Here is a 22,210-nt window from a genome sequence, read left to right on the forward strand (position 1 = left end):
GCGGTGGCCTGTGGCGGAATGTAAGGGCAGGTATGGCAAACTGTCCAGCCTCTACGTAAACAATTTTTTCCGAAGGAAACGGGTTGATGGAATTTACCAGTGGCTTCCTGCTCAGCCTTTCGCTGTGCCTGGACATCGGCGTGGCCAATATCGCGATGATCACGCTGGCGATGCAGCGCGGCTATTTCCAGGGTTTTGCCCTGGGGCTGGGGACTTGCGTCGGCGACCTGATTTACGCAGTGCTGGCACTGGCCGGCATGACCGTATTGCTGCAATACGAAACCGTGCGTTGGGTGTTGTGGATCGGCGGGTCGGCGTTGCTGCTGTACTTCGCGGCGAAGATGATTCATTCGGCGATCTACCACAGTGCCGTGTTGGCCGAGACCGCCGACGTTGGCCACAACTCCCATCGCAAAGAGTTCTTGCGGGGGATTTTCCTCGCCATGTCGTCGCCCAGTGCGATTCTCTGGTTCGCCGCGGTGGGCGGCACCCTGATTGCCCGTTCCGGTGGCGGCGGCACCCTCAGCTCGGCGTTGTTTCTCGGTGGATTTCTCTGTGCGGGAATTCTCTGGTGCGTCACGCTGTGCTTTGCGGCGAGCCATGGCGGCAAGCTGCTCGGAGACAAACTGCTGCGTTATTCCTACATGGCATCGGCCGCGATCTTCTGCTATTTCGCGGTGTACGTGATTCTTTCGGGTTACAACGAGTTTGTCGGTGCGCCCACCGGCGGGCAGCTTCCGGGGCTCTGACTGGGCGAATCGGGTTTGGCTTCTATACTCCCAGCCGAACCCATCTTTTTCGTTCCCAGGAGTCGAGTCATGGATGAGCAAAAACGCGTCGAACCGGCAGAACCACGCTTCGAAAATGGGCACTTCATGCTCATAGCGGGGCTTGGCGGGCGATTTACCCAAGAGACGGCCGGCAAGATTCCCGAGCTCTGGGATAAATTCGTTCCCCACATCGGCAATGTTCCCGGGCAAAAGGGCGAAGTGACCTACGGCGTTTGCTGCAACCCGGACGGCAAGGGCGGTTTCGAATACATCGCCGGTGTCGAGATCAGCAAGCTCGACGACCTGCCCGAGAAATACCGCTGGGTCGAGATTCAGCCCCAGTATTACGCGGTGTTCGAGCACAAGGGCTCGCTGGATACCTTGCCCCAGACCTTTCAGTACGTCTGGAACACCTGGTTGCCGCAGTCCGGTCACGAGGCAGCGGATGCCCCGGAGTTCGAACGCTACAGCGAAGACTTCAACCCGAAGCTCAATACCGGCGTGCTGGAAATCTGGCTGCCGATCAAGTCCTGATCGCACCTGCAGAGGCGGCTCGACCCGCCGCCTCTGAATGTCCTGCGGGCACTATTTTCCCTTGTTCACCCGTCGCGCCCGCAACAGGTCGATCGCCAAAGAAACGAAGCCGAACGTGCTGATGCCCAACAGCATAAGAAGACCGATTTGGACGCTGCTCATGGTGTGTTCCCCTCATGGTGACTAGAGACAGGCAACACAAATAGCCCCGGGCGACGCGCAATGAAAGTGCCTATACGAAGGCTTTACGGCACTTGTCGTGATCGATATGAACACCTTATTAATTTATGATCCCAGCCTTTCCCCCGCCGATTCCGAGCTGCCATGAACACCGTCATCCGCCACGTCATTCCCGCTGACCTGGACCGTTGCTACGCCATCGAAACCGTTGCCTACGAAGGCGACGAAGCCGCCACCCGCGAGAAAATCGCCACCCGCATCGCCACTTGGCCCGAGGGCTTCATCGTCGCCGAAGTGGATGGCGTTGTAGCCGGTTTCGTCAATTCCGGTGCGGCGTTTGAGGTGGAAATGTCGGACGAGGCGTTCAAGGAACTGATCGGCCACGACCCGGCCGGCCCGCACGTGGTGATCATGTCGGTGGTGGTGCATCCGGATTATCAAGGGCAGGGCCTGGCGAAACACTTGATGGGAGAATTCATCCAGCGCATGCGCGCACTGAACAAGGCCAGCATCCACCTGATGTGCAAAGAGCGGCACATTGCGCTGTATGCCGGGTTTGGTTTTGCCTACATCAAGCCTTCGGCGTCTGACCATGGCGGGATGGCGTGGCATGAGATGGTGTTGGCGCTGTAGCAGAAGAAAATGATTTCTTGTGATAAGTTTTTTAATGGCCTAAATTCAGACCTTGTTGCGCTGATCATCCTGTTCGGATGGCGAGCAGAGGAGTGAACGATGCGAGTTGAAACAATCAGTTTTGTTAAAAAAAATGCGGCAGCGCTGGATCTCTCCGAGCCCATGCTGGTCACTCAGAATGGCGTTCCGGCCTATGTGATCGAGTCTTACGAAGAGCGTAAACGTCGAGACGAGGCGATCGCTCTGATCAAGCTGCTGTCGTTTGCCTCCCGAGACAAGGACCAGGGAAGGCTTATTTCTGGCGACACTCTCTTGGACAGGCTGGCCCAGCGACGTCAATTGTTGCAAGACGATAACGATGCCTGAAACCTATAGGGTGGAGTTTGCGACCGCTGCGGAACATGGTGTGATTTCGCTTGAGCACTATCTGACTCAGCAATGCGGCCGCAAAAAAGCGGCTGAAATGGTCGATCAATTGGTCATGCAGATCGTCACGGCTCTCGGCAGTCAGGCTCATGTTTACGGCGTTTGTTTGTCGTGGTCGCCTTGATCATCGGCCAGCGTCAAAGTATCGAGAAGCAACTGCTCGATTACTGCCTATTGCTCTAATCGTTCGCTACATCCTAAAAGGGTTGCCACAAGGCAACCCTTTTCAGTTGTGATCAGTAAAGACTATCGCGCACTCTCGCCGGCGCTTCCCGGTCGTACGTCTCGGCATCGAACTGCCCATCGTTCAGCCGTTTGTGAAACGCCCCTGCCGTCGGCAGGGCAGAGCGGTCGAGGTAGCGTTCAGGGTTCCACAAGTCCGAACGCACAATCGCTTTCGAACAATGGAAATACGCCGCTTCCACCGTCACCAGCATTACCGTGCGCGCTGGTTTGCCATTGACGGCAAAACTCTCCAGCAATGCGGGCTCGGCGCTGATCTGCGCTGTGCCGTTGACCCGCAACGTCTCGCCAATTCCCGGAATGATGAACAGCAGCGATACCCGTGAGTCGAGCACGGCATTGCGCAGCGTGTCGATGCGGTTGTTGCCGGGGCGATCCGGGATCGCCAGCGTGCGCTCATCGATGATCCGCACAAAACCCGGCGTATCGCCGCGCGGTGAGCCGTCCATGCCGTCGGGGCCGACCGAGCTGATAATCACCAGCGGCGAGGCACGGACCATCGCCTGATAGTCCTCGTTCAAAAACGGGATCTGCTTGCGCACCGCGCGCTCATGGGGCAGGCCGTAGATCGCTTCCAGCGCTTCGATTGAGTTCAACATTCGTTCATCCCTCCATGAATCAGAAAACCAGTCCCATCCGTCGTTCGTAACCGATCCGGCCTTTGTACGCTTCGCCGCTGTCGACAAAACCGTATTTGGCATACAGCGCGATGGCCGATTCATTGTCGGCATCCACCGATAACTCCAGCCCCTTGATCTCCGGCCAGGCCTGGCGCGCAACCTCGGGCAGGGCTTGCAGGCAGGCCTTGCCGTAACCTTTGCCCTGGGCGCGGTGATCGACTTGCAGGGCGTGCAGGGTGGCGCTGTGTTCGTCGGCCCAGGCCGGCAGCACCGGCGGGCGCTTGAGCAGCAGGAAGGCCACCGGAACCTCTTCGGCCAGCAGGGCAAAGCCTTTGACGCCGGGCCCCGGTTTGGACAGCAAGGTGTGCAATGCACCGTGGATGTCGCCGGAGAATCTGATTTGTTCGGCGTGGATTTCGATGGCCTCGACCTGTCGGCGCTGCAAGGCGTTCAGGCTTTCGTAAGGCACGAGTCGGGCTGTCACTGGAGTGTCCTTTTTCCAACACAAATGAGCCTCGGATTCTAGCGAGTTTGCCTCCATGGATTATTTTTATTTCGGTTGTCGATTTGGCTTTTCGCCAGACGACTAAAGGTGTCTTCAACAAAAAAACGTGGAGAACCCTCATGAACGCTCAGACACAAATCCATAACTTGATCGAGAACTACCGTCAGGCGGTCATCGCCAAGGATGTGGAAAAGGTCATGGCCCTGTACGCCGACGACATCGTCTCCTTCGATGCCGTCAAAGCCCTGCAATTCAAGGGCAAGGCGGCCTACCGTGCGCATTGGCAGGAATGCATGGAGATGTGCCCCGGCCCGCATATTTTCGAGTTCCATGAAATCAACGTCGTGCCGTCGCAGGAGATCGCTTTCGCTCACTGGCTGGCGCATTGCGGCGGCACCAATGAAAAGGGTGAAACCCAGGCGTGCTGGATGCGCGTCACCGCGTGCTATCGGCAGGAAGCGGGGCTCTGGCAGATCGTCCACGAACACTGGTCGGCTCCGTTCGACATGACCAGCGGCGCGGCGCTGTTCAACCTGGAACCCTGATGGTCGGGTTGTTTATCGGAAAGCAGCGCCAAAGCGCCAATCGACAGCCATAGTTGATCAGTTCGGTCACGGCAAAGCCGCCTGAAATGGAGAGTCCCATGAAGTATCTATGCCTGGTCTACAGCAACGAGCACGAATTGCACTCGCTGCCCGAAAGCCCCAACGACGCCGAGTGCATGGCCTATGCCGAGTCGATCCAGGGCAGCGGCCGGATGATCGCCGCCGAAGCGCTGGAGTCGGTGCAGACCGCGACCACCGTGCGCATGCGCAACGGCAAAATGTCGATCACCGACGGCCCGTTCGCTGAAACCAAGGAGCAGTTGGCCGGCTTCTACCTGATCGATGCCAAAGACCTCAATGAAGCCCTCCAGGTCGCCGGTAACATTCCGGCGGCCCGGGTCGGCTGCGTCGAGGTGCGGCCCGTTCGCCAGTTAAATGTCTGAATAACTATCACAACAGGAGTTCTTTTATGAGTGTGCAATCCGTCCAGCGAAAAATGGCCCCAGGCATGCCGGACTGATGCCGGGCGAATCGGTACGGGCGCAAGTCGAGCAGGTTTACCGCGACGAGTCGCGGCGAATCCTGGCGACCCTGATCCGCTTGCTCGGCGATTTCGATCTCGCCGAAGAAGCGCTGCACGAGGCGTTCTTCGTCGCGGTCGAGCGCTGGCAGCGCGACGGTGTGCCGGACAATCCGCGCACCTGGCTGGTGTCTACTGGCCGTTTCAAGGCCATTGATGTGTTGCGCCGGCGCGCACGTTTTAACGCATCCCGGCCGGTGTTGATCGCTCAACTGGAGGCGCTGGAGCAGGCCGACTGGAGTGACGAAGACGTGGAAGACGATCGCCTGCGCCTGATCTTCACCTGTTGTCACCCGGCACTGGCGGCGGACGCTCAAGTGCCGCTGACCCTGCGTGAAGTCTGCGACCTGACCACGGAAGAAATCGCCCGGGCATTTCTCTCGGCGCCGGCCACCATCGCCCAGCGCATCGTGCGCGCCAAGGCCAAGATCCGTGACGCGAAAATCCCATACCAAGTGCCCACCCTGACGGAACTGCCCGAGCGACTCGACAGCGTGTTGCGGGTGATTTACCTGGTGTTCAACGAAGGGTATTCGGCGTCCATCGGCAACGAACTGATCCGTGAAGACCTGACGCGCGAAGCGATTCGTCTCGGTCGGTTGTTGATGGAGCTGTTGCCTGAACCGGAGGTGATGGGGCTGCTGGCGCTGATGCTGTTGCATGAGTCTCGGCGTCCGGCCAGGACCTCCGCGAGCGGTGAGCTGATTGTGCTGGATGAACAGGATCGCTCGTTGTGGAACGCCGAGCTGATTGCCGAAGGCTGCGCCTTGATTGAGCGGGCGCTGACGACACGGCGCTTCGGACCTTATTGCCTGCAAGCGGCGATTGCCGCGGTGCATGCCGAAGCGCCCTCGGCGGCAGAGACGGACTGGGCGCAGATTGTCGGTCTGTACGACGTGCTGCTGCGGGCGGTGCCGTCGCCGGTGATCGAACTGAACCGCGCGGCGGCGCTGTCCAGGCGCGATGGCCCACAGGCAGGGCTGACGTTGATCGAAGGGATTCTGGCCCGGGGCGAGTTGCTGGATTACCACCTGGCGCATTCGGCACGGGCAGAGTTTTGCCGGCAGTTGGGAAGGGTGGAAGAGGCGCGAGCGGCGTATCAGCGGGCGCTGGAATTGACACAGCAGGTGCCGGAGCGGCGGTTTATCGAGGGACGGCTCCGGGCGTTGGAGTGATGTGATTTCACTGGCCCCATCGTGGGCAAGCCACGCTCCCACAGTCGAATTGCAAAGGTGTGATCGCCTCAATTCTGTGGGAGCGTGGCTTGCCCGCGATAAGGTCCGCAGGACCTTCATTCCAGCATCTTGCCCAATAACCAACTCCCCGCTGGCCCCGGCGGGTGCAAACGCGACCACAGTGCATCGACATACACCGGTTTTGGCCAGCCGCGCACTTTCAATTCCACCAACGAACCAGCCCCGAACCGCCCCACCAGCCATCGCGGCAACGGTGCCCAGCCGAACCCGCCCTGGGCCATTTCCAGCAGCATCAGGTAACTTGGCGCCGACCAGACCCGCCCCTTCGCGCGGCTTTCATACGGATTGACGATCGTCGCCAGACGCAGTTCGCGGTGCTGTTGCAGCACGTCCTGATCGATGTCGTTCAGCGTCGCCAATGGGTGCGCGTGGGACACGAACAGGGTGATTTCCGTGCGCTCGTCCACCGTCGAACTGACCAGATCCGGCGGGTAGCTGTCCTGCATTTCGGCGAAGGCGACGTGCGCGCGGCCGCGTTGTACCAGTGCCACGAGGTCATCGCATTCGGCGATCAGGCATTCAAGTTCCAGGTCCGGGTAACGCTGCTCGAAAGCACTGAGCGCCGCTTCGAAACGGTCGGACTGGTAAGTGTCGGAAATCGCCACGGTCAACTTTGGCTCGATGCCTTGGGACAGTTGGCTGGCGGTCATTTCCAGACGGCTGGTGGCGGCCAGAATCTCCTCGGCCCGTTGCAGCATGACGTGCCCGGCCGGGGTCAGGCTCGGCTTGCGGCTGCTGCGGTCGAAGAGGACAAGGTTCAGGTCGATTTCCAGGCTCGCCACGGCGGCGCTGATGGTCGACTGACTGCGCCCGAGCTTGCGCGCCGCGGCGGAAAACGAGCCTTGGGTCGCGGCCTCTACAAACGCCAGCAACACTTCGTGGGAAGCCATGAACTATCGCCTTGATCGATGGTTATTGGTTATGAAGTATCGGTTCGATGGCAGATCATGGCAACCACAGTCACTCAGGGAGTCTGGCCATGAACGCCAACAAATCCATCACTGAACGCATCTTCCAGGCCATCGGTTTCGAGCTGCTGGCCGTTTTGATCTGTACCCCACTGCTGGCCTGGATCATGGACAAACCCATGTTGGAAATGGGCGTGGCAACCGTGGCGATTGCAGCCCTTGCCCTGGCCTGGAACGTGGTCTTCAACGGCCTGTTCGACCGTTTGCTCAAGCGCTTCGCCATTGTGCGTAACGCTTGGATCCGCGTGGTGCATGCGCTGTTGTTCGAAGGCGGGCTGGTGGCGTTTGGGGTGCCGTTGATTGCCTGGTGGCTGAAGATCAGCCTGTGGCAGGCGTTCCTGCTGGACATTGGCGTGCTGCTGTTTTTCCTGCCGTACACCTACGTGTACCACTGGGGTTACGACGTGGTGCGGGAGCGGCTATTACTGCGCAGGGCTTGCGAAGGCTATTGAATGACCTGTAGGAGCGAGGCTTGCCCGCGAAAGCGGTTTCACAGTCAGAGTCATCGCGGCCACGCCTCGCTCCTACACAGGTTGTGTATGGTCAGAACAGCTTGGTGAACAACCAGTACAAGCTGCCCGACAGCACAATCGCCGCCGGCAAGGTCAGCACCCAGGCCATCAGCAGGTTGCGGATGGTCTTCATCTGCAAGCCGCCACCGTTGGCGACCATGGTCCCGGCCACGCCTGAAGACAACACATGAGTGGTCGATACCGGCAGGCCGAACATGTCGGCGGCGCCGATGGTCAGCATCGCCACGGTTTCTGCCGATGCGCCCTGCGCATAGGTCAGGTGCGTCTTGCCGATTTTCTCGCCGACCGTCACCACGATGCGTTTCCAGCCGACCATGGTGCCCAGTCCCAGGGCGATGGCCACCGCGATCTTCACCCACAGCGGAATGAACCGCGTGGCGTTGTCGATCTGTTGCTTGAACAACTGCAGCTTGCCGGTGGTGTCGGTGTCGAAGTTTCCGACCTTGTTCTTGTCCATCAGGCGAATGGTTTCGCTGGTCAGGTACATATCGTTGCGCACGTTGCCCATCGCTTCGGCCGGGACTTTCGACAGCGAGCCGTAACCCTTCACTTCGTTACCGATCTGGCCCGCCAACGCGGCGAGGGCGGGGATCAGTTGCGGGGTGGCTTCCTTGTTGCGCATGTAGTCGGTCAGCACCGGGCGTGGATCGGTGGGCATCGGCAGCGGTGTGTTTCTCATCAGGGCTTGCTGGGTGACTTCGGCCACCGCGGCGAATTGCAAGGCCTGATCCGCCGGCATGGTGCGGTTCAATGCATACGCCATCGGCAGCGTGCCCACCAGAATCAGCATGATCAGGCCCATGCCTTTCTGGCCGTCGTTGGAGCCGTGGGCGAAGGACACGCCGGTGCAGGTCAGAATCAACATGCCGCGAATCCACCACGGTGGCGGGGTATTACCCTTCGGCGCCTTGTACAGTGCGCGATTTTTGACGAAGACACGCAACGCCAGCAGCAACAACGCGGCGAATGCGAAGCCGATCAGCGGCGACAGCAGCAACGCGTAACCGACCTTGGTCGCCTGGGCCCAGTCCACGCCACTGGTGCCGTCGCGGCCGTGCATCAAGGCATTGGCTACACCGACACCGATGATCGAACCGATCAGGGTGTGCGACGAAGAAGCCGGCAAACCCAGCCACCAGGTGCCGAGGTTCCACAGGATGGCGGCGATCAACAGGGCGAAGATCATCGCGAAACCGGCAGAGGAGCCGACCTGCAGAATCAGCTCCACCGGCAACAGGGCGATGATGCCGAACGCCACCGCGCCGCTCGACAGCAACACCCCCAGGAAGTTGAAGAACCCGGACCAGGCCACGGCGAAATTCGGTGGCAAGGAGTGGGTGTAAATCACCGTCGCCACGGCGTTGGCGGTGTCGTGAAAACCGTTGACGAACTCAAAGCCCAAGGCAATCAGCAGTGCCACGCCCAACAGCAGAAACGGCGTCCAGGTGGTGACCACCGTGCCGAGTTCGCTCATGTCGTGCATCAGGCTGTAGGCGGTGAACAACAGCCCGCTGCCCAGCACGGCAAAGAACATCACGAAGGTGAGCAGGCCGGGTTTTTTATCGAACTGCGGCCTGGCGCCACTGGCGGGCGCCTGGGAGGCGGCGGTGAAGGAAGGCGTAGCCATGCCGGACAATCCTGAGCAGAGAAGGAGTGTCGCCCATGATCGTTGCTAAATATTACAGTGAGACTGCGCTGGGTCAGTGTTTGGTTTTTTTGTGATGCCGGATGCTAAGGCAGGCAAACACCTGTGGCGAGGGAGCTTGCTCCCGTTCGGCTGCGAAGCAGTCGTAAAACCAGAGAATTCTGTTTGAATGAATAAACCGGATAGGGGCCGCTGCGCAGCCCAGCGGGAGCAAGCTCCCTCGCCACAAGGTATCGGTGATGATGGGCGGTTTAATAATCGCGCCGCTTACGAAACGCCCAGCGCCCGGCAATCAGGGTAAACTGGGCGGTTTAATAATCGCGCCGCTTACGAAACGCCCAGCGCCCGGCAATCAGGGTAAACGTCGCCACCAGTGCCACCAGAATCCAGAACCCCTCCGGATCCCCGGCAAGCGGCACCCCGCCGACGTTCATGCCGAAGAAACCGGCAATGATGTTGATCGGCAGCGCCAACACCGTGACCACGGTCAGGGTGAACAGCGTGCGGTTGCTCTGTTCGTTGAGATTGGCGGCGATTTCTTCCTGTAATAGCTTGATCCGCTCACCTAGGGCGGTGAGGTCGTTGATGATCAGCGCAAACTCCTCGGTGGATTTGCGCAGCTCCTTGACGTCCTCCTTCTGCAACCATTGCGGCGGGCGATTGAGCAGGCGCAGCAACGAGCCCGGCTCCAGCGCCAGCAACCGTTGCAGGCGCACCAGCACCCGGCGGTTGGCGCCCAGTTCGGCGCGGTTGGTGGACAGGCGCGACGACAGCAATTCATCTTCGATCTGATCGACACTGAGGCTGGTCTTGCGCACGATCTGCGTCAGCACTTCGCCCTGATCACGCAGCAAATGCACCAGCAATTCCAGCGGTGAGCGAAAGCATTCACCGGCCTTCACCGAAGAGCGCAGCTTGTCCACCGAGTGCAGCGGTTGCAGGCGCGCGCTGATGATCAGCCGACTGCGGGCGCAGACCCACAGCGTCGAGACATCCGAGGAAACCATGCTACTGAGGTTGAACACCACATCGTTGACCACCGCCAGCAACGCCGAATCGACATGCTCGATGCGCGTCGAACGCGACCCCTCGTGCAAGGCTTCGAAAAACTCGTCGGGCAATTCCAGATGGCTTTTCATCCAGCGCTCGCACGCCGCATGGGCCAGGTTCAGGTGCAGCCAGAGAAACTCATCACTGTCGTCCAGTTGTTGCAGGCAGTGCAGTGCCTTGGCCGAATCGATCTCTCGACCGCGCTCGCCGGGGCGAAAACTGAAACCGTAAAGCAGGCCGAACAGGTCGGAATCGCGATGGCGTTGATCAATGCTGTGGTTCATGAAGTCTCGCTGCGGGGAGGCGCCTGTCGCGGGTTTCACAGGTTCACTTGAGCCTCATCATTGCAAGCGCTCATGACGGTTTTGTGACGGCAAGGTGTACGCAAACGATTGCGATACCGATGGTCGGATTTTCCTCAAGAACCGCTCTGGAACGCCGATCACGCTTGGGTTACGTTTGCGCGCCTTCGGCCAAGGGCCAACGTGGCAGACAGGGATGTCCGGATACTTTTCACGCCTTCATCCGCGTGCCTCATTCCTGTTTCGAGTACTTCCCGATGTCTTTACAAAAGTCCCTTCGAGCACAAATTCTCGCCCTGTTGAGCGGCAGCCTGTTGGCGATGTTGTTGATCGCTTTGGCCTGCTTTCACTTTTTGTCCAACGGCGTTCAGAACTACGCGAACCTGATCGAAGGCCCGTTGCACACCTCGCAACTGATCGATGAAGCCAACCTGCAATTCAAGGTGCAGGTTCAGGAGTGGAAAAACGTCCTGCTGCGCGGCAAGCAACCCGCGGACCTGGACAAATACTGGAAGCAGTTCGAGGAGGGTCAGCGCAATGTGCAGGGTATCCTTGGTGAACTGGCGGGGCAGAAGGGTATGGAGCCGCAACTCAAGACCCGCATCGAACGCCTGCGTGAGGAGCATCGTGTATTAGGTGCGGCGTATCAGAAGGGCCGTGATGCCTACGTGGCGGCCGGTGCCGACCCAGCGGCCGGCGACAATGCGGTCAAGGGCGTGGACCGCGCCGCCAGCGAGCAGATGAATGAACTGGTCGGCGAACTGCGCAAGCAGAGTGTCGAACAATCGAAATTGATCAGTGCCAGTGCCGATCAGACGGTGTTGTCGGGGCTCGCGGTGATGCTGGTGTCGGGCCTGCTGATTGGTTTGTTGAGTCTGTGGCTGGTCAATCGCAACCTGGTGGAGCCGATCCGCAAACTGATCGACTACGTGGCGCAACTCAGTCAGGGCCGGTTCGCCGATCGCGTGGCCAGCACCCGTCAGGACGAGTTGGGCAACCTGGCCAGGGCCGCCAACACCTTGCGCGATTTCCTCGCCGAAACCTTCAGTCGTTTGCAGCGCAGCGCGTCGGACCTGGACAGTGCCAGCGGTGAGCTGAACTCGATTGCCGGCCTTATGGCCAGCGGCACCAACGAGCAGTTCAATCGCACCGATCAGGTGGCCACGGCGATGAACGAAATGTCCGCCACCGCGCAAGAAGTCGCGCGCCACGCCGCCGAAGCGGCACGTGCGGCCGACGATGCCGATCAGTCCGCCCAGCAAGGCGAGAAGGTCATGCAGGGCACCATTCACACCATCACCCAAATGCGTGGCGAAATCGCCAACACCGCCACGGTCATCCGTCGCCTGGAAGAAGACAGCGGGCGCATCGGCAAGGTGCTGGAAGTGATTCGCGGCATTGCCGAACAGACCAACCTGCTGGCGCTCAACGCGGCAATCGAAGCGGCCCGTGCCGGTGAAGCCGGGCGCGGTTTTGCGGTGGTCGCTGATGAAGTACGCAGCCTGGCCCAGCGCACGGCAGCGTCGATCATCGAGATCAACCAGATCATTCAAACCGTGCAAACCGGTGCGGTGGACGCGGCCCAGGCCATCGAAAGCGGCCAGTCGCGCAGCGAGCAAAGCGTCGAGCAAGTGACCCAGGCCGGCGCCATGCTCGAGCGGATCACCCATGCCGTGGAAGCCATTCGCGACATGAACCGCCAGATCGCCACCGCCGCAGAAGAACAGACTTCAGTGGCCGAAGACATCTCGCGCAACCTCACCGAAATCACCAGCATCGCCAGCACCAACCTGGACAACGTGCAGCGCACCGAAGCGGCCAGCCACAACCTGCATGGGCTGTCAGGGCAATTGAATGAGGTAACGGCGCGGTTGAGCGCCTAGTGAAATGGATTGTGTATCGAATCGGTTACCGAGTCGGTACACAGGCGTTGCAGGATGAAGGTGGCAGTACGGCGGATTCGGTGGTCAGCACCTCGGCCTGATCCTTAAGCATTACAGCTGTACACCTTGTTAAGGTCGGTGTGCCGTTGATCGGGTACTTGCAACCAAGACGCCCGATTTCAGCGGTACCTGTTATTTCTGACAGTAGACAGTTTTTTTCTCGCGGCGCTAGATATCCCTTGGCGCGCCTACTCAAACTGAACCTGTGCCAGTACTTTCACAAGGAGCATTGCGATGACCGAAACATTGAACCCTATGACTGTTGTCGGTGGACAGTCGATCATTTTTTTCGTCGATGAAGCAGACCCAGTGATTCCGAAAGCAATCATCCCTGCACGGGAAGAATTTGTAGAGGGCGAAGAAATCTTCGTGAAGTTTGGCAACGTGGAGGTTGCTTATCACAAATATCGACAAGGTGATTTCTTTCCCATACACATTCCTTTGGACAAAGGAGCGCTGAGTCAGGTGGCTGTCGCTGCGGAGGCTTACTACACGATCAAGCATCTGGATGGATCGACCTCCACCTCAAGTTCTTTCCGTGCCAAGGTCGAGATGTTTAACAGCCAATCGTCCGTGAGTCACGCTAACGCGGTCTAAGACATTGAGGCTGTCGTCACCGCGTCAAAGGCAACGTGAATATGAACGCCGTTCCATGGGACTGCGTCGATTTCACATCAAGCTGCCCCCCATGGGCCAGCGCAATCTGATTGGCAATGTACAACCCCAACCCGAGGCCGGCCTGCGGTGTTCCGCCGGTCGGTCGCGAGTAGGGCTGGAACAGATGCTGCAGCGCATCCTCGGCAATCAGCCCGTGGTTTTTCACGCTCAATATGAAGTGCCCTTCGTTGACCTGCGCACTGACCTCGACCGGGCCGTCGGGATCGCCGTGGACAACGGCATTCGCCAGCAGGTTGGACAGCAACTGCGCGACCCGTTCGCGATCGCAATGAATGTCGCTCAGGTCGCCAATCGACGACTGAATAATACGCTTGGGGTGAATGCTCTGGATCTCGGCGATCACATGCCGCAGCACATCCCCCAAATCCGGGCACGGCTCGATATTCACCGGGATGCCGCGACCCAATGACCCGCGCGCGAAGTCCAGCACATCGTCGACCAGTTTGGTTGCACGCCGGGCGCTGGTGAGGATATGCCGCACCCGTTGCTCATTTGGCGGGTCTTTGAGTTTGCGCAGGAGCATTTCGGCACCGGCGCTGATGGCGAACAAGGGGTTGCGCAGGTCATGGCCGAGTACGGCGATGAACTGTTCGCGCAGTTCGCTGGTTTTACGTTCCTTGATCGGCGCCGCTTCGGTCTGTTGCAGGTTTTCTTCGGTCTCTATCTGCAGCGCGAGCATCCGGGCGAAGGATTCCATGGTGCTCTGGATCGTGCTGGACTTGAGCGGCGCGGGATCAGGATCGAGGGCGCAGAGGGTGCCGAAGAAGCGCCCGTCGGTGCGAAGTATCGGCACGGCAATGTAGCTTTCGAATGGACAGGTGCGAGGCGTGTGCTGATCGCGGCTGAGCGGGTCTTCACTGACCTTGTCGATGACCACCGAGTGCTGGCCCTGGCGAATTTCGTCGCTCAGCGTGGAGACCAGCTGCAGTTCATCGCCCACTTGCACGCCGAAACCCAGTCGATCGAGCACCGCGCAGGCGATCCAGGTGTTGTCGATGACGCGGGCCACCGCGGCGAACCGCAACCCGGTCAGCTCACTGATCACCTGAAGAACCGCCGGCACCGTGCTGATCCGGCCGATCGTGGCGATGTCTGCTGCCGCTGTTTGCCCCATATCCGTGGTTCTCTGCTTCAACATGCTGAGTGGTGTTGAGGGATTCTAGCGGGCCTGCGCAAAAGGGCGCGACTTCGTTCATGACTTCAGCGATTTGCCTTACGACGAACGCAAAAAAGCCGCACGACCCGAAGATCGTGCGGCTTTTTGCCGTTGAATCACTTGTCTCGTTTGTTGCTCAGGACCTTGCCAGTGGCGGCATCGAAGTCCACGTCCCATTCGGTGTTGTCAGCCAGACGCAGTTCCACTTCATATTCGTAACCGTTGAAGTGGTTATCCAGGTCGGTATCGGTAATTGTGGCGCCCGGATGCAACTTCAGCGCGGCCTGGTTCATTTCTTCCAGGGGTTTGATCTTGCCGCTTTTGACCAACTCGGGGATCTGGTCGACGCGAACATCAGCTTGGGCCAGGCCGGCGGTGAGGGTCAGGGCAGCAGCGATGAACAGGGCAGTTAAGGTTTTCATCAAGTTCTTTCCTTGGAGGAGCTGTTTAAGTGGGATCAGGTTAAACAGCGCAACTTAATTCACCCTTAAAAAAACAATCGCGGGCAACCACGCTCTCACAGGTTTTGCGCAGACCTTGTGGGAGCGTGGCTTGCCCGCGATGGGGACGACGCGGTGCAGCGCCTGGCGCCAATCAGTACCCGTTGTTCTGCAACAACTGCGCAACGCTCGCCGCCGCCGGGCGCTTATAGAACTTCAGCAGTTCGCTGGCGCGATTGGTGAAGATGCCGTCGACACCGGCATCCATCACTTTCTGATAATCCACGGCATCGTCGATGGTGTAGACGTGCACCAGCATGCCCTGATCGTGGGTGAACTGGTTCATCCACGGTTTCACCAGGTCTGAATAGCTCTGATCTCCACCCTTGGTCAGCGCGGCAGAAGGCCCGGTGCCGATAGCGCCCTGGGCCTTGGCGTACTCGACCCATTGCTGGAATTCGGCTTTGTCTTTCGGTTCCTGTTTGGCGTAGTAAGTCGCCTTGTCCTTGTCTCCGGACTCAGCGAACGTCACTTTGGATTTCGGCTCGATGCTGCCTTCGCCGACCCACAACAGCAGGATTTTCGGCACTTGCGGCATCTCCTTCTCGAGCAGTTCGAGGCTGCTCTTCTCGAAGGTTTGCAGCACGACTTTGCCTTTCCCCTGGCCGACCGCCAGATTACTTTTTGCCAGTTTGGAACCCGTCGGGCTCAGCCAACCACGGTCCTGCAATTTATCCTTGAGATCGCGTTCGATGCCGGGAAACTGCTTTGGCTCCTTGGTTTCGATGTACAGGCCAGGCTTGTGCAGTGGATTGCCTTGGGCGATGTCGATGATTTCGTCCAGGGTCAGGATCTTCAGACCCACGTAGCCAGGACGCGCGCGATCCGGGTACGCCGTGTTGAACCAGCTGCCGGCATCCAGGGTTTTCAGTTCGGCGATGGTGAATTCGTTGGCCGGGCTGTCCTTGCGCTCAGGGAATTTGGTAGCGACGTCGGTGGTGCGTTGCAGGTTGTTGTCGTGCAGGGCGAACAGCACACCATCCTTGCTGCGTTGCAGGTCCATTTCCAGGTAGTCGGCACCCAGGTCGCGAGCCAGTTTGTAGGCTGCGGCGGTGGATTCCGGTGCATCGAAAGAGGCGCCACGGTGGGCGATCACCGCCGGGTGCGGAATGCCCAGGCGGGTTGCCAGTGCGCTGGGGCTTGGCTCGCTGGTGGCCTGTGCCTGGCCGAGGCCGAGCATCAGGCTCAGCAGCAGGGCGCTTTTGGTGAAGGAGACAGGCATGGTCGAAGTCCTTTTGCGATGAGTTTTCAAAGACGTATCTTTTAACAACTGAGCGCCGCTTGTGCTATCACCAGACCGACATAAACGTGTTTAAAGAAGATTTCTTCGACGCTTTTGTGCGGCTCTTTGCAGTAATCTTCACACCTGCAGTTTCCCCGGCAGAGGGAAACCCGTTCACTTGCCCTGCGTGTAAACCATCGATCACCGGTCCTTAGCGACCTTTTGTGAGGTTTACCATGCGCATCACTTCCCAGCTCATTTGCCAGGCCGCCGACCAACTCAAAGGCTTCGTCGGCCTCAATCGCAAAACCGGCCAGTACATCGTGCGCTTCAGTGAAGACGCTTTCGGCATGGACGTGGCTGACGACGGCATCATCCCCGCCAGCGAATTCGTCTGGGCACCCGGCCCCGAGCAGACCATGACGCTCAAGCGCGAACTGATTCAGTTGCTGCTGGACCAGAACATCGACGACCGGATCAACATCACCGAACCGTTGCGGGTGTACATGAATCGACAGGACGTGCCGCAGATTACGGCGGTGAGGAGTTTGGTGCGGGGGTGAGGGTTTTGCGGTGGCTGTTCTGGCGTCTTCGCGGACAAGCCCGCGAAGACGCCAGAACACTGCATCATTTACTGTTTGAACGCATAGGCCCGCTCAACCTTGCACACCCGCGTATGACACGCCGAATACCAGGTCGATCGCCCGCGCTCACGAATCGCGCTGTGTTCGGGATGATGCTTCCAGGCCAGGATCGCCGCTTCGCTGGCCCAGTAGGACACCGTAATCCCGAGCCCATCCGCGCCCCGGGCCGATTCCACGCCCAGGAAGCCAGGTTGCTCACGGGCCAGTTCCACCATGCGTTCGGCGRCCTGTTCGTAACCGTGATCGCCTTCGGTGCGCAGCGAAGTGAAAATCACTGCGTAGTAAGGTGCTGCAGGTGTCTGGGCGATCATGATTTTTGCCTCACACAGGCCTCGACCAACGCCTTGACCAATGGCGGCAGCAGGCCTTTGAGCGCGGCGCGTTCCGGTTGGAACAGCGTTGCGACAAAGAATGGATGATCCTTCAGCTCCACTGCCCGCAGATCCCCCGCCGAATCGTGGCCAACCGCGTGCAACTGTCGCGTCAGTAGCTGCCGTTCAAACTCGGGATTCACACCGTAACGGCAGTGATAGCCTTCACGAATCTCCGCATTTTCGTACGCCTTGGCGATCAACGAGCCTTCAACCAAATGAATGCTGTCGACGGCTTCCACCAGCGCACAGGCCAGCGGCGTGAGCAACGCCCGTGTCGCGTCGGGCGAAGTCTCGCCGTGTTCGGCATCTTCCCAGCCCAACACGTTGCGGGCGAACTCCAGTACCGCGTGCTGAAAACCGCCGCACGTGCCGAGGAACGGCCGTTGTAGTTCCCGGGCAAAGCGGATCGCCCGTAACGCGCCATCCATGTTGCGATAAGGGCTGGCGGGTACACACCAGAACCCATCGAAGTCGTCCAGTGGCGTATCGGCGGTGATGCGGTCGGTGGGCAGCCATTCAAACTGCAGGTTCATGCCGGTGTGTTCGGCGGCCATGCCGAGGGCGACGGGGATGGCTTGATGGGCGGTGACGTGTGGATCGTAGTCACCGATCAGGGCAATGCGGATGGCGTTGGTTTCCATGAGTGATCTCGACGCTTGTTGATTTCTGGCACCGACTATAGATTGGCGTTCACGCAATCAATATTGGCGTTATCCCAAGTGATCAATGCATCGACGCACTATCAGCTGGACTATCCCGACCTGTCGCTGATCCTCGCTTTGGTGCGCGGCGGCTCTCTGGCCCGGGCTTCGGCGTTGTTGAAGGTCGACGTCTCGACGGTGTTTCGCGCAGTCCGTCGCCTCGAAGCCGCGCTGGGCGAGCAACTGTTCGAAAAGAGCCGCACCGGTTACCTGCCTACCACGTTGGCTCAGACCCTGGCCGAGCAGGCTGAACGCGCCGAACAAGCACTGGAGGCGGCGCGCATTGGCGTGGAGCAGGGCGGAGAAATCATCAGCGGCACCGTGCGCCTGACCTGCACCGATTCGGTCCTGCAAAGTCTGCTGTTACCGGCACTGGCGCGGTTCATGCCGTCTTACCCGGCACTGACTATTGAACTCTGCACCTCCAACGACTTCGCCAACCTCAGCCGCCGCGACGCCGACATCGCCTTGCGGTTGACCCGTACCCCGCCCGAGCATCTGGTTGGCCGGCGATTGGCAGACATTTCCTACCGGGTCTGTGCCAGCGCGGCCTATCTGCAATCGGTCGAATCCCACGACCTGGCCTCATTAACCTGGATCGCCCCGGACGACTTTCTTCCCGATCACCCCACCGTCGCCTGGCGGCGCCAGCAGTTGCCTGGCGTTACACCCGGTTATCGCTGCAACAGCATGTTGTCGGTGACCGAGTTGGTGCGGGCCGGACTGGGCATCGCGGCGTTGCCGGACTTTTTGATCGGTGACGGACTGCAACCGTTGACCGAGCCCCTGCACGGTTACGACACCGCGCTGTGGCTGCTGACCCGCCCGAACTGCCGCGCATTGCGCTCGGTGGTGACGTTGTTCGACGAGTTGGGGCGGGCGCTCCGGATCAAACCTTCGGTGGCTCCTTGCTGATGAAGTGTTGATGCATTTCCGAGGTCAGGCTTTCGATGCGCTCAGTCAGGGTCTTGGTGATTTCGGTGAGCCGGGTGTTTTGCTCCAGCAACTCCTTCAGTTGCGCAGTGTTCCGCGCGGCTTGGGCCTGACGTTCACTGTTGGCGATGGCCAAGGCTTCACGATGTCGCGCATCGGCTTCGGACTGGGCTTTGTCCCGCGCCGCCTGACGCGTCTGGGCCAGCAGAATCAGCGGCGCGGCGTAGGCCGCTTGCAGGCTGAACGCCAGGTTGAGCAGGATGAAGGGGTACACATCGAATTGGGTTACGCCGGACAGGTTCAGGCAAATCCAGATCACCACCACCAAGGTCTGGGCGCCAAGGAAGGTCGGCGTGCCAAAGAACCGCGCAAAAGCCTCGGCGCGCAGGGCAAAACGGTCGGTACCGAAAGTAGGTGCCAGGTGCGCGTGAGGGCGATGGAAGCGCAGGTGATCGACGGGGCCGGTGATTTCGGTTTCGGTTTCGTGGGTCGGAGTGCTCATGATGCTCTCTGAAGAGGGGATGGGACTGAGGCTCACTATAGCTCCAGCGCCAGTCTCATTCAGAAACACATTTCGGTGTTTTTATTCAGAGCGATCGAACAGCGATAAAGTGGCGGACGTTGTCATTTTTTGCAGCTCGGTTCAGCACTCATAGCACGCCAGGAACATGTCCAGCGCAGATTCCACCACTGTGTGCTGCATCTCGGGCGACAGGCCCGTTTGGCCCATGGAAATCTGCGGCCAGAAGGCAAAGGACTTGAGCAACCCGTGGATCTGTTGCGCAGCGAACTCAGGCGCGACCTGTTTCAAGCGGCCATCGGCCTGGGCGGCACGAATCCACACGGTCAAACTTTCTTCGCGCTCACCCATTCGGGCAACCATGTTCTGCGCACGCTCGGGAGAGTGGATGGTGGCGGCAATCGCCACCCGCGCCAAGTCGAGAAAATTGTCATCGGCCAGCATCTGCAATTTCGCCTGCAACATCAGGCGCAGCTGATCGCGCAGGGGCAGGTCGTGGCGGTAGGCCGTTTCCTGTTCGGCCGTTACTCGGGTCCATAACTGATTGAGGATTTCGGCAAACAACTCTTCCTTGCTCGGGAAGTGGTTGTACACCGTGCGCTTCGACACGCCGGCGGTGGCGGCGATCTTGTCCATGCTGGTGATATCGAAACCGTGGGTACGGAATTCGGCAATCGCTGCCTGGATGATGGCTTCGCGTTTTCGGTCGGTGAGGCGCTGTGGAGCTGTCATAAGTACGCTTCGGCAGGAAAAAGTGGAGAATTACACTTGGTAGTTTACTTGTGATCGGCTTTGATGCAACCTAGAAACTACACTGTGCAGTGTAATGTTGTGTTAATCCTGCACCGTGAGAAATTGAATCTTCGGCTGATGCGTGCATGCCTTGGCCATTTATCGTCCCAAGCGGAAAATCGTCGATTGTGCGGTTTTTCTGGAGTCATTCAGTCATGGACACTTCAACTTCCCCAGCGAACAACGCTTCAACGCCTGAAGCGTCCCGACAGGCTCAAGGGCAGTACCGAAACCATGTGCCGGTGCAGCGCGAAGGCTTTCGCAAAACCTTGCGCATCCTGTGGAACTTCATCTTCAACAAACCGCACGACACCCGGCCGTCGGCCCCCGTTCCGGTGCAAACCCTGACCCAGGCGGCGTTGATTGCCGCGCCTAACCACAGCGTCTATCGCCTGGGCCATTCCACGCTTCTGCTCAAGCTGCAGGACAAGTTCTGGATCACCGACCCGGTCTTCGCCGAACGCGCCTCTCCCGTGCAATGGGCCGGCCCCAAGCGTTTCCACCAGCCGCCGATCAGCCTCGAAGACCTGCCGCCGATTGAAGCGGTGATCCTGTCCCACGATCACTACGACCACCTCGATTATCAGGCCGTGCTCAAACTGGCGGACAAGACCCGCTACTTCCTCACGCCCCTGGGCGTGGGGGACACTCTGATCAAGTGGGGCATCGACGCTAGCAAAGTGCGCCAACTGGATTGGTGGCAGGGCACCGAGGTCGATGGCCTTCAATTCATAGCCACACCTTCGCAACACTTTTCCGGTCGCGGGCTGTTCGACGGTAACAGCACCCTGTGGGCATCGTGGGTGATGATCGACGGCGACACGCGGATCTTCTTCAGTGGCGACAGCGGCTACTTCGACGGCTTCAAACGTATCGGCGAGCAGTACGGCCCATTCGACCTGACCCTTATGGAAACCGGCGCCTACAACGTCGAGTGGCCTCACGTGCACATGCAGCCCGAGCAAACCCTGCAAGCGCACATCGACCTTAAAGGGCGCTGGTTGCTGCCGATCCACAACGGCACCTTCGACCTGTCGATGCACGCCTGGTACGAACCTTTCGACCGTATTCTGGCGCTGGCCTGGGAACGAAACGTGTCGATCACCACGCCGCAAATGGGCGAGGCGTTCAACGTGATGTATCCGCAGCGTGGTGGCGCGTGGTGGTTGGGTGTGGAAGATGTAAGCGATCAGGCGACCGTGCAGAACGCTTGATGTTGTGCTGCCGGGGCGCTTGCGGTGCAAGCGCCCCGGACTTTTCAGCTGCGTTTGTCCAGTAACGGCTTTGTATATTCCGAGATTTTTGCCACGGTCAGATCGCAAAATTCTCCACGGAGTATTTCGTTCAGTTCCTCCTCAGACAATCCAAGCCTATGGGCCGCCTCAGCCTGACTCAGCTGACCGGTTTCGAGGAGCATGCCTATTTTCATAACGTGTTCGGCTTTGGCCCGCATCTGCTGCAACCTCACTCAACCATCGCATAATCCGCCCGCCCCACCGGATTCGGTGTGGACCCTTTCACATTCATCCCTCGGCCCGGTGCAAACCCCGGGAAGAACACCAGGCCTTGCGATTCAAACCGATACGCCAACGCCAGCCGCGTGACATCCAGCACATTACGCTGCGCCTCGAATCGCTGGATGGCGTCAACGGAAACCCCGGATTCCTCGGACAACTCTTCCACACTCCAACCCAGCATCGCTCGGGCCTGGGCGCAGTGGGCGGGGGTGAACTGGAAGAGGGCGATGCGTTCCAGGGTGATTTTCATTGCAAGAGAGGCCATGGTTTTCTCCGGGGATCGAGCGTGGCGATTCGAAAATGTACTGTGTTTTTGTACAGTTGTTTTGCGCCCGGATCAAACTCATTTTTTGATCGATTCTCTTTTTTCGCTCAGGCAGGGGCGTTGGACCGACTACGCTGTCTCTAGGCGGTTTCCTGAAAGCTCCAAATGATTGAAC

At 59.3% G+C, this 22,210-nt stretch carries 28 protein-coding genes; 14 read left to right on the plus strand and 14 right to left on the minus strand.

Annotated elements, in window-relative coordinates:
• The first annotated feature begins 86 nt into the window (after window positions 1-86).
• From AC1DIS_RS19025 to AC1DIS_RS19045, 5 genes are all read left to right on the plus strand, one after another.
• On the plus strand, window positions 87-749 hold the full coding sequence (locus tag AC1DIS_RS19025) for a LysE family translocator (RefSeq protein ID WP_258613230.1): 663 nt from the start codon (window positions 87-89) through the stop codon (window positions 747-749).
• Window positions 750-818: 69 nt separating this feature from the next.
• Window positions 819-1,304, plus strand: a complete 486-nt coding sequence (locus AC1DIS_RS19030; protein ID WP_430954224.1) for a GyrI-like domain-containing protein — start codon at window positions 819-821, stop codon at window positions 1,302-1,304.
• A 324-nt stretch (window positions 1,305-1,628) separates the two neighbouring features.
• On the plus strand, window positions 1,629-2,117 hold the full coding sequence (locus AC1DIS_RS19035; protein ID WP_477744596.1) for a GNAT family N-acetyltransferase: 489 nt from the start codon (window positions 1,629-1,631) through the stop codon (window positions 2,115-2,117).
• Window positions 2,118-2,216: 99 nt separating this feature from the next.
• A complete protein-coding gene (locus AC1DIS_RS19040; protein ID WP_477744597.1) occupies window positions 2,217-2,483 on the plus strand; it encodes a type II toxin-antitoxin system Phd/YefM family antitoxin in 267 nt (88 codons plus the stop codon).
• Window positions 2,476-2,667: a hypothetical protein gene (locus AC1DIS_RS19045; protein WP_477781027.1), complete on the plus strand. Its 192-nt coding sequence runs from the start codon at window positions 2,476-2,478 to the stop codon at window positions 2,665-2,667. Before AC1DIS_RS19040 ends, AC1DIS_RS19045 begins: the two co-directional genes overlap by 8 nt.
• A gap of 112 nt (window positions 2,668-2,779) precedes the next feature.
• Here AC1DIS_RS19045 and AC1DIS_RS19050 read toward each other — a convergent pair whose 3' ends face one another.
• Together AC1DIS_RS19050 and AC1DIS_RS19055 are read right to left on the minus strand one after the other, a co-directional pair.
• Complete coding sequence (locus tag AC1DIS_RS19050) at window positions 2,780-3,385, minus strand: pyridoxamine 5'-phosphate oxidase family protein (RefSeq protein ID WP_477744599.1); 606 nt, start codon at window positions 3,383-3,385, stop codon at window positions 2,780-2,782.
• Between the two features lie 19 nt (window positions 3,386-3,404).
• On the minus strand, window positions 3,405-3,890 hold the full coding sequence (locus tag AC1DIS_RS19055; protein WP_018926432.1) for a GNAT family N-acetyltransferase: 486 nt from the start codon (window positions 3,888-3,890) through the stop codon (window positions 3,405-3,407).
• 140 nt (window positions 3,891-4,030) lie between these two features.
• Here AC1DIS_RS19055 and AC1DIS_RS19060 point away from each other — a divergent pair, with 140 nt between their 5' ends.
• The 3 genes from AC1DIS_RS19060 (at window position 4,031) to AC1DIS_RS19070 (ending at window position 6,211) form a co-directional block, all read left to right on the plus strand.
• Window positions 4,031-4,456 carry a YybH family protein gene (locus AC1DIS_RS19060; protein ID WP_018926431.1) on the plus strand — a complete coding sequence of 142 codons (426 nt, stop codon included), beginning with the start codon at window positions 4,031-4,033 and terminating at the stop codon, window positions 4,454-4,456.
• A 98-nt stretch (window positions 4,457-4,554) separates the two neighbouring features.
• Complete coding sequence (locus AC1DIS_RS19065) at window positions 4,555-4,899, plus strand: YciI family protein (RefSeq protein WP_019651728.1); 345 nt, start codon at window positions 4,555-4,557, stop codon at window positions 4,897-4,899.
• 76 nt (window positions 4,900-4,975) lie between these two features.
• Window positions 4,976-6,211, plus strand: a complete 1,236-nt coding sequence (locus AC1DIS_RS19070; RefSeq protein ID WP_477744600.1) for an RNA polymerase sigma factor — start codon at window positions 4,976-4,978, stop codon at window positions 6,209-6,211.
• Window positions 6,212-6,327: 116 nt separating this feature from the next.
• Here the strand turns inward: AC1DIS_RS19070 and AC1DIS_RS19075 are convergent, their stop codons facing one another.
• On the minus strand, window positions 6,328-7,182 hold the full coding sequence (locus tag AC1DIS_RS19075) for a LysR family transcriptional regulator (RefSeq protein ID WP_477744601.1): 855 nt from the start codon (window positions 7,180-7,182) through the stop codon (window positions 6,328-6,330).
• An 89-nt stretch (window positions 7,183-7,271) separates the two neighbouring features.
• Between AC1DIS_RS19075 and AC1DIS_RS19080 the strand changes: the two genes are divergently transcribed.
• Window positions 7,272-7,712: a multidrug/biocide efflux PACE transporter gene (locus AC1DIS_RS19080; RefSeq protein WP_477744602.1), complete on the plus strand. Its 441-nt coding sequence runs from the start codon at window positions 7,272-7,274 to the stop codon at window positions 7,710-7,712.
• Between the two features lie 91 nt (window positions 7,713-7,803).
• On the opposite strand, the gene AC1DIS_RS19085 is transcribed toward AC1DIS_RS19080, so the two are convergent.
• Both AC1DIS_RS19085 and AC1DIS_RS19090 read right to left on the minus strand, forming a co-directional pair.
• Entirely contained in the window at window positions 7,804-9,420 is a 1,617-nt protein-coding gene (locus AC1DIS_RS19085) for an inorganic phosphate transporter (protein WP_477748577.1), read from the minus strand.
• A gap of 329 nt (window positions 9,421-9,749) precedes the next feature.
• Entirely contained in the window at window positions 9,750-10,772 is a 1,023-nt protein-coding gene (locus AC1DIS_RS19090) for a transporter (protein ID WP_018926423.1), read from the minus strand.
• A gap of 275 nt (window positions 10,773-11,047) precedes the next feature.
• Between AC1DIS_RS19090 and AC1DIS_RS19095 the strand changes: the two genes are divergently transcribed.
• The gene (locus AC1DIS_RS19095; protein ID WP_477744603.1) at window positions 11,048-12,673 is read left to right on the plus strand and encodes a methyl-accepting chemotaxis protein; all 1,626 of its coding nucleotides are present in this window, start codon (window positions 11,048-11,050) and stop codon (window positions 12,671-12,673) included.
• 294 nt (window positions 12,674-12,967) lie between these two features.
• Window positions 12,968-13,330 carry a hypothetical protein gene (locus tag AC1DIS_RS19100; protein WP_018926420.1) on the plus strand — a complete coding sequence of 121 codons (363 nt, stop codon included), beginning with the start codon at window positions 12,968-12,970 and terminating at the stop codon, window positions 13,328-13,330.
• A 16-nt stretch (window positions 13,331-13,346) separates the two neighbouring features.
• Here AC1DIS_RS19100 and AC1DIS_RS19105 read toward each other — a convergent pair whose 3' ends face one another.
• From AC1DIS_RS19105 to AC1DIS_RS19115, 3 genes are all read right to left on the minus strand, one after another.
• Entirely contained in the window at window positions 13,347-14,525 is a 1,179-nt protein-coding gene (locus AC1DIS_RS19105) for a GAF domain-containing sensor histidine kinase (RefSeq protein WP_477744604.1), read from the minus strand.
• A 158-nt stretch (window positions 14,526-14,683) separates the two neighbouring features.
• On the minus strand, window positions 14,684-14,989 hold the full coding sequence (locus AC1DIS_RS19110) for a PepSY domain-containing protein (protein ID WP_477744605.1): 306 nt from the start codon (window positions 14,987-14,989) through the stop codon (window positions 14,684-14,686).
• Window positions 14,990-15,161: 172 nt separating this feature from the next.
• Complete coding sequence (locus AC1DIS_RS19115) at window positions 15,162-16,289, minus strand: glycerophosphodiester phosphodiesterase (protein WP_018926417.1); 1,128 nt, start codon at window positions 16,287-16,289, stop codon at window positions 15,162-15,164.
• Window positions 16,290-16,525: 236 nt separating this feature from the next.
• On the opposite strand from AC1DIS_RS19115, the gene AC1DIS_RS19120 reads away from it, so the two are divergent.
• Window positions 16,526-16,852, plus strand: a complete 327-nt coding sequence (locus tag AC1DIS_RS19120) for a DUF2025 family protein (protein WP_064616425.1) — start codon at window positions 16,526-16,528, stop codon at window positions 16,850-16,852.
• A 68-nt stretch (window positions 16,853-16,920) separates the two neighbouring features.
• Here AC1DIS_RS19120 and AC1DIS_RS19125 read toward each other — a convergent pair whose 3' ends face one another.
• Complete coding sequence (locus AC1DIS_RS19125; protein ID WP_477781028.1) at window positions 16,921-17,244, minus strand: antibiotic biosynthesis monooxygenase family protein; 324 nt, start codon at window positions 17,242-17,244, stop codon at window positions 16,921-16,923.
• On the minus strand, window positions 17,241-17,948 hold the full coding sequence (locus tag AC1DIS_RS19130) for a CTP synthase C-terminal region-related (seleno)protein (RefSeq protein ID WP_477744606.1): 708 nt from the start codon (window positions 17,946-17,948) through the stop codon (window positions 17,241-17,243). Before AC1DIS_RS19130 ends, AC1DIS_RS19125 begins: the two co-directional genes overlap by 4 nt.
• A gap of 15 nt (window positions 17,949-17,963) precedes the next feature.
• Here AC1DIS_RS19130 and AC1DIS_RS19135 point away from each other — a divergent pair, with 15 nt between their 5' ends.
• On the plus strand, window positions 17,964-18,923 hold the full coding sequence (locus AC1DIS_RS19135; RefSeq protein ID WP_477744607.1) for a LysR family transcriptional regulator: 960 nt from the start codon (window positions 17,964-17,966) through the stop codon (window positions 18,921-18,923).
• On the opposite strand, the gene AC1DIS_RS19140 is transcribed toward AC1DIS_RS19135, so the two are convergent.
• Window positions 18,898-19,443 carry a DUF1003 domain-containing protein gene (locus AC1DIS_RS19140; protein ID WP_018926412.1) on the minus strand — a complete coding sequence of 182 codons (546 nt, stop codon included), beginning with the start codon at window positions 19,441-19,443 and terminating at the stop codon, window positions 18,898-18,900. The two genes, AC1DIS_RS19135 and AC1DIS_RS19140, sit on opposite strands and share 26 nt — an antisense overlap.
• Before the next feature lie 141 nt (window positions 19,444-19,584).
• A complete protein-coding gene (locus AC1DIS_RS19145; RefSeq protein WP_018926411.1) occupies window positions 19,585-20,193 on the minus strand; it encodes a TetR/AcrR family transcriptional regulator in 609 nt (202 codons plus the stop codon).
• A gap of 215 nt (window positions 20,194-20,408) precedes the next feature.
• Here AC1DIS_RS19145 and AC1DIS_RS19150 point away from each other — a divergent pair, with 215 nt between their 5' ends.
• The gene (locus AC1DIS_RS19150; RefSeq protein WP_086944535.1) at window positions 20,409-21,467 is read left to right on the plus strand and encodes an MBL fold metallo-hydrolase; all 1,059 of its coding nucleotides are present in this window, start codon (window positions 20,409-20,411) and stop codon (window positions 21,465-21,467) included.
• Between the two features lie 44 nt (window positions 21,468-21,511).
• Here AC1DIS_RS19150 and AC1DIS_RS19155 read toward each other — a convergent pair whose 3' ends face one another.
• The gene (locus AC1DIS_RS19155; protein ID WP_477744608.1) at window positions 21,512-21,706 is read right to left on the minus strand and encodes an XRE family transcriptional regulator; all 195 of its coding nucleotides are present in this window, start codon (window positions 21,704-21,706) and stop codon (window positions 21,512-21,514) included.
• An 11-nt stretch (window positions 21,707-21,717) separates the two neighbouring features.
• A complete protein-coding gene (locus tag AC1DIS_RS19160; RefSeq protein WP_018926408.1) occupies window positions 21,718-22,035 on the minus strand; it encodes a helix-turn-helix domain-containing protein in 318 nt (105 codons plus the stop codon).
• Window positions 22,036-22,210: the final 175 nt, after the last annotated feature.

Source organism: Pseudomonas sp. 05N433, assembly GCF_056396925.1.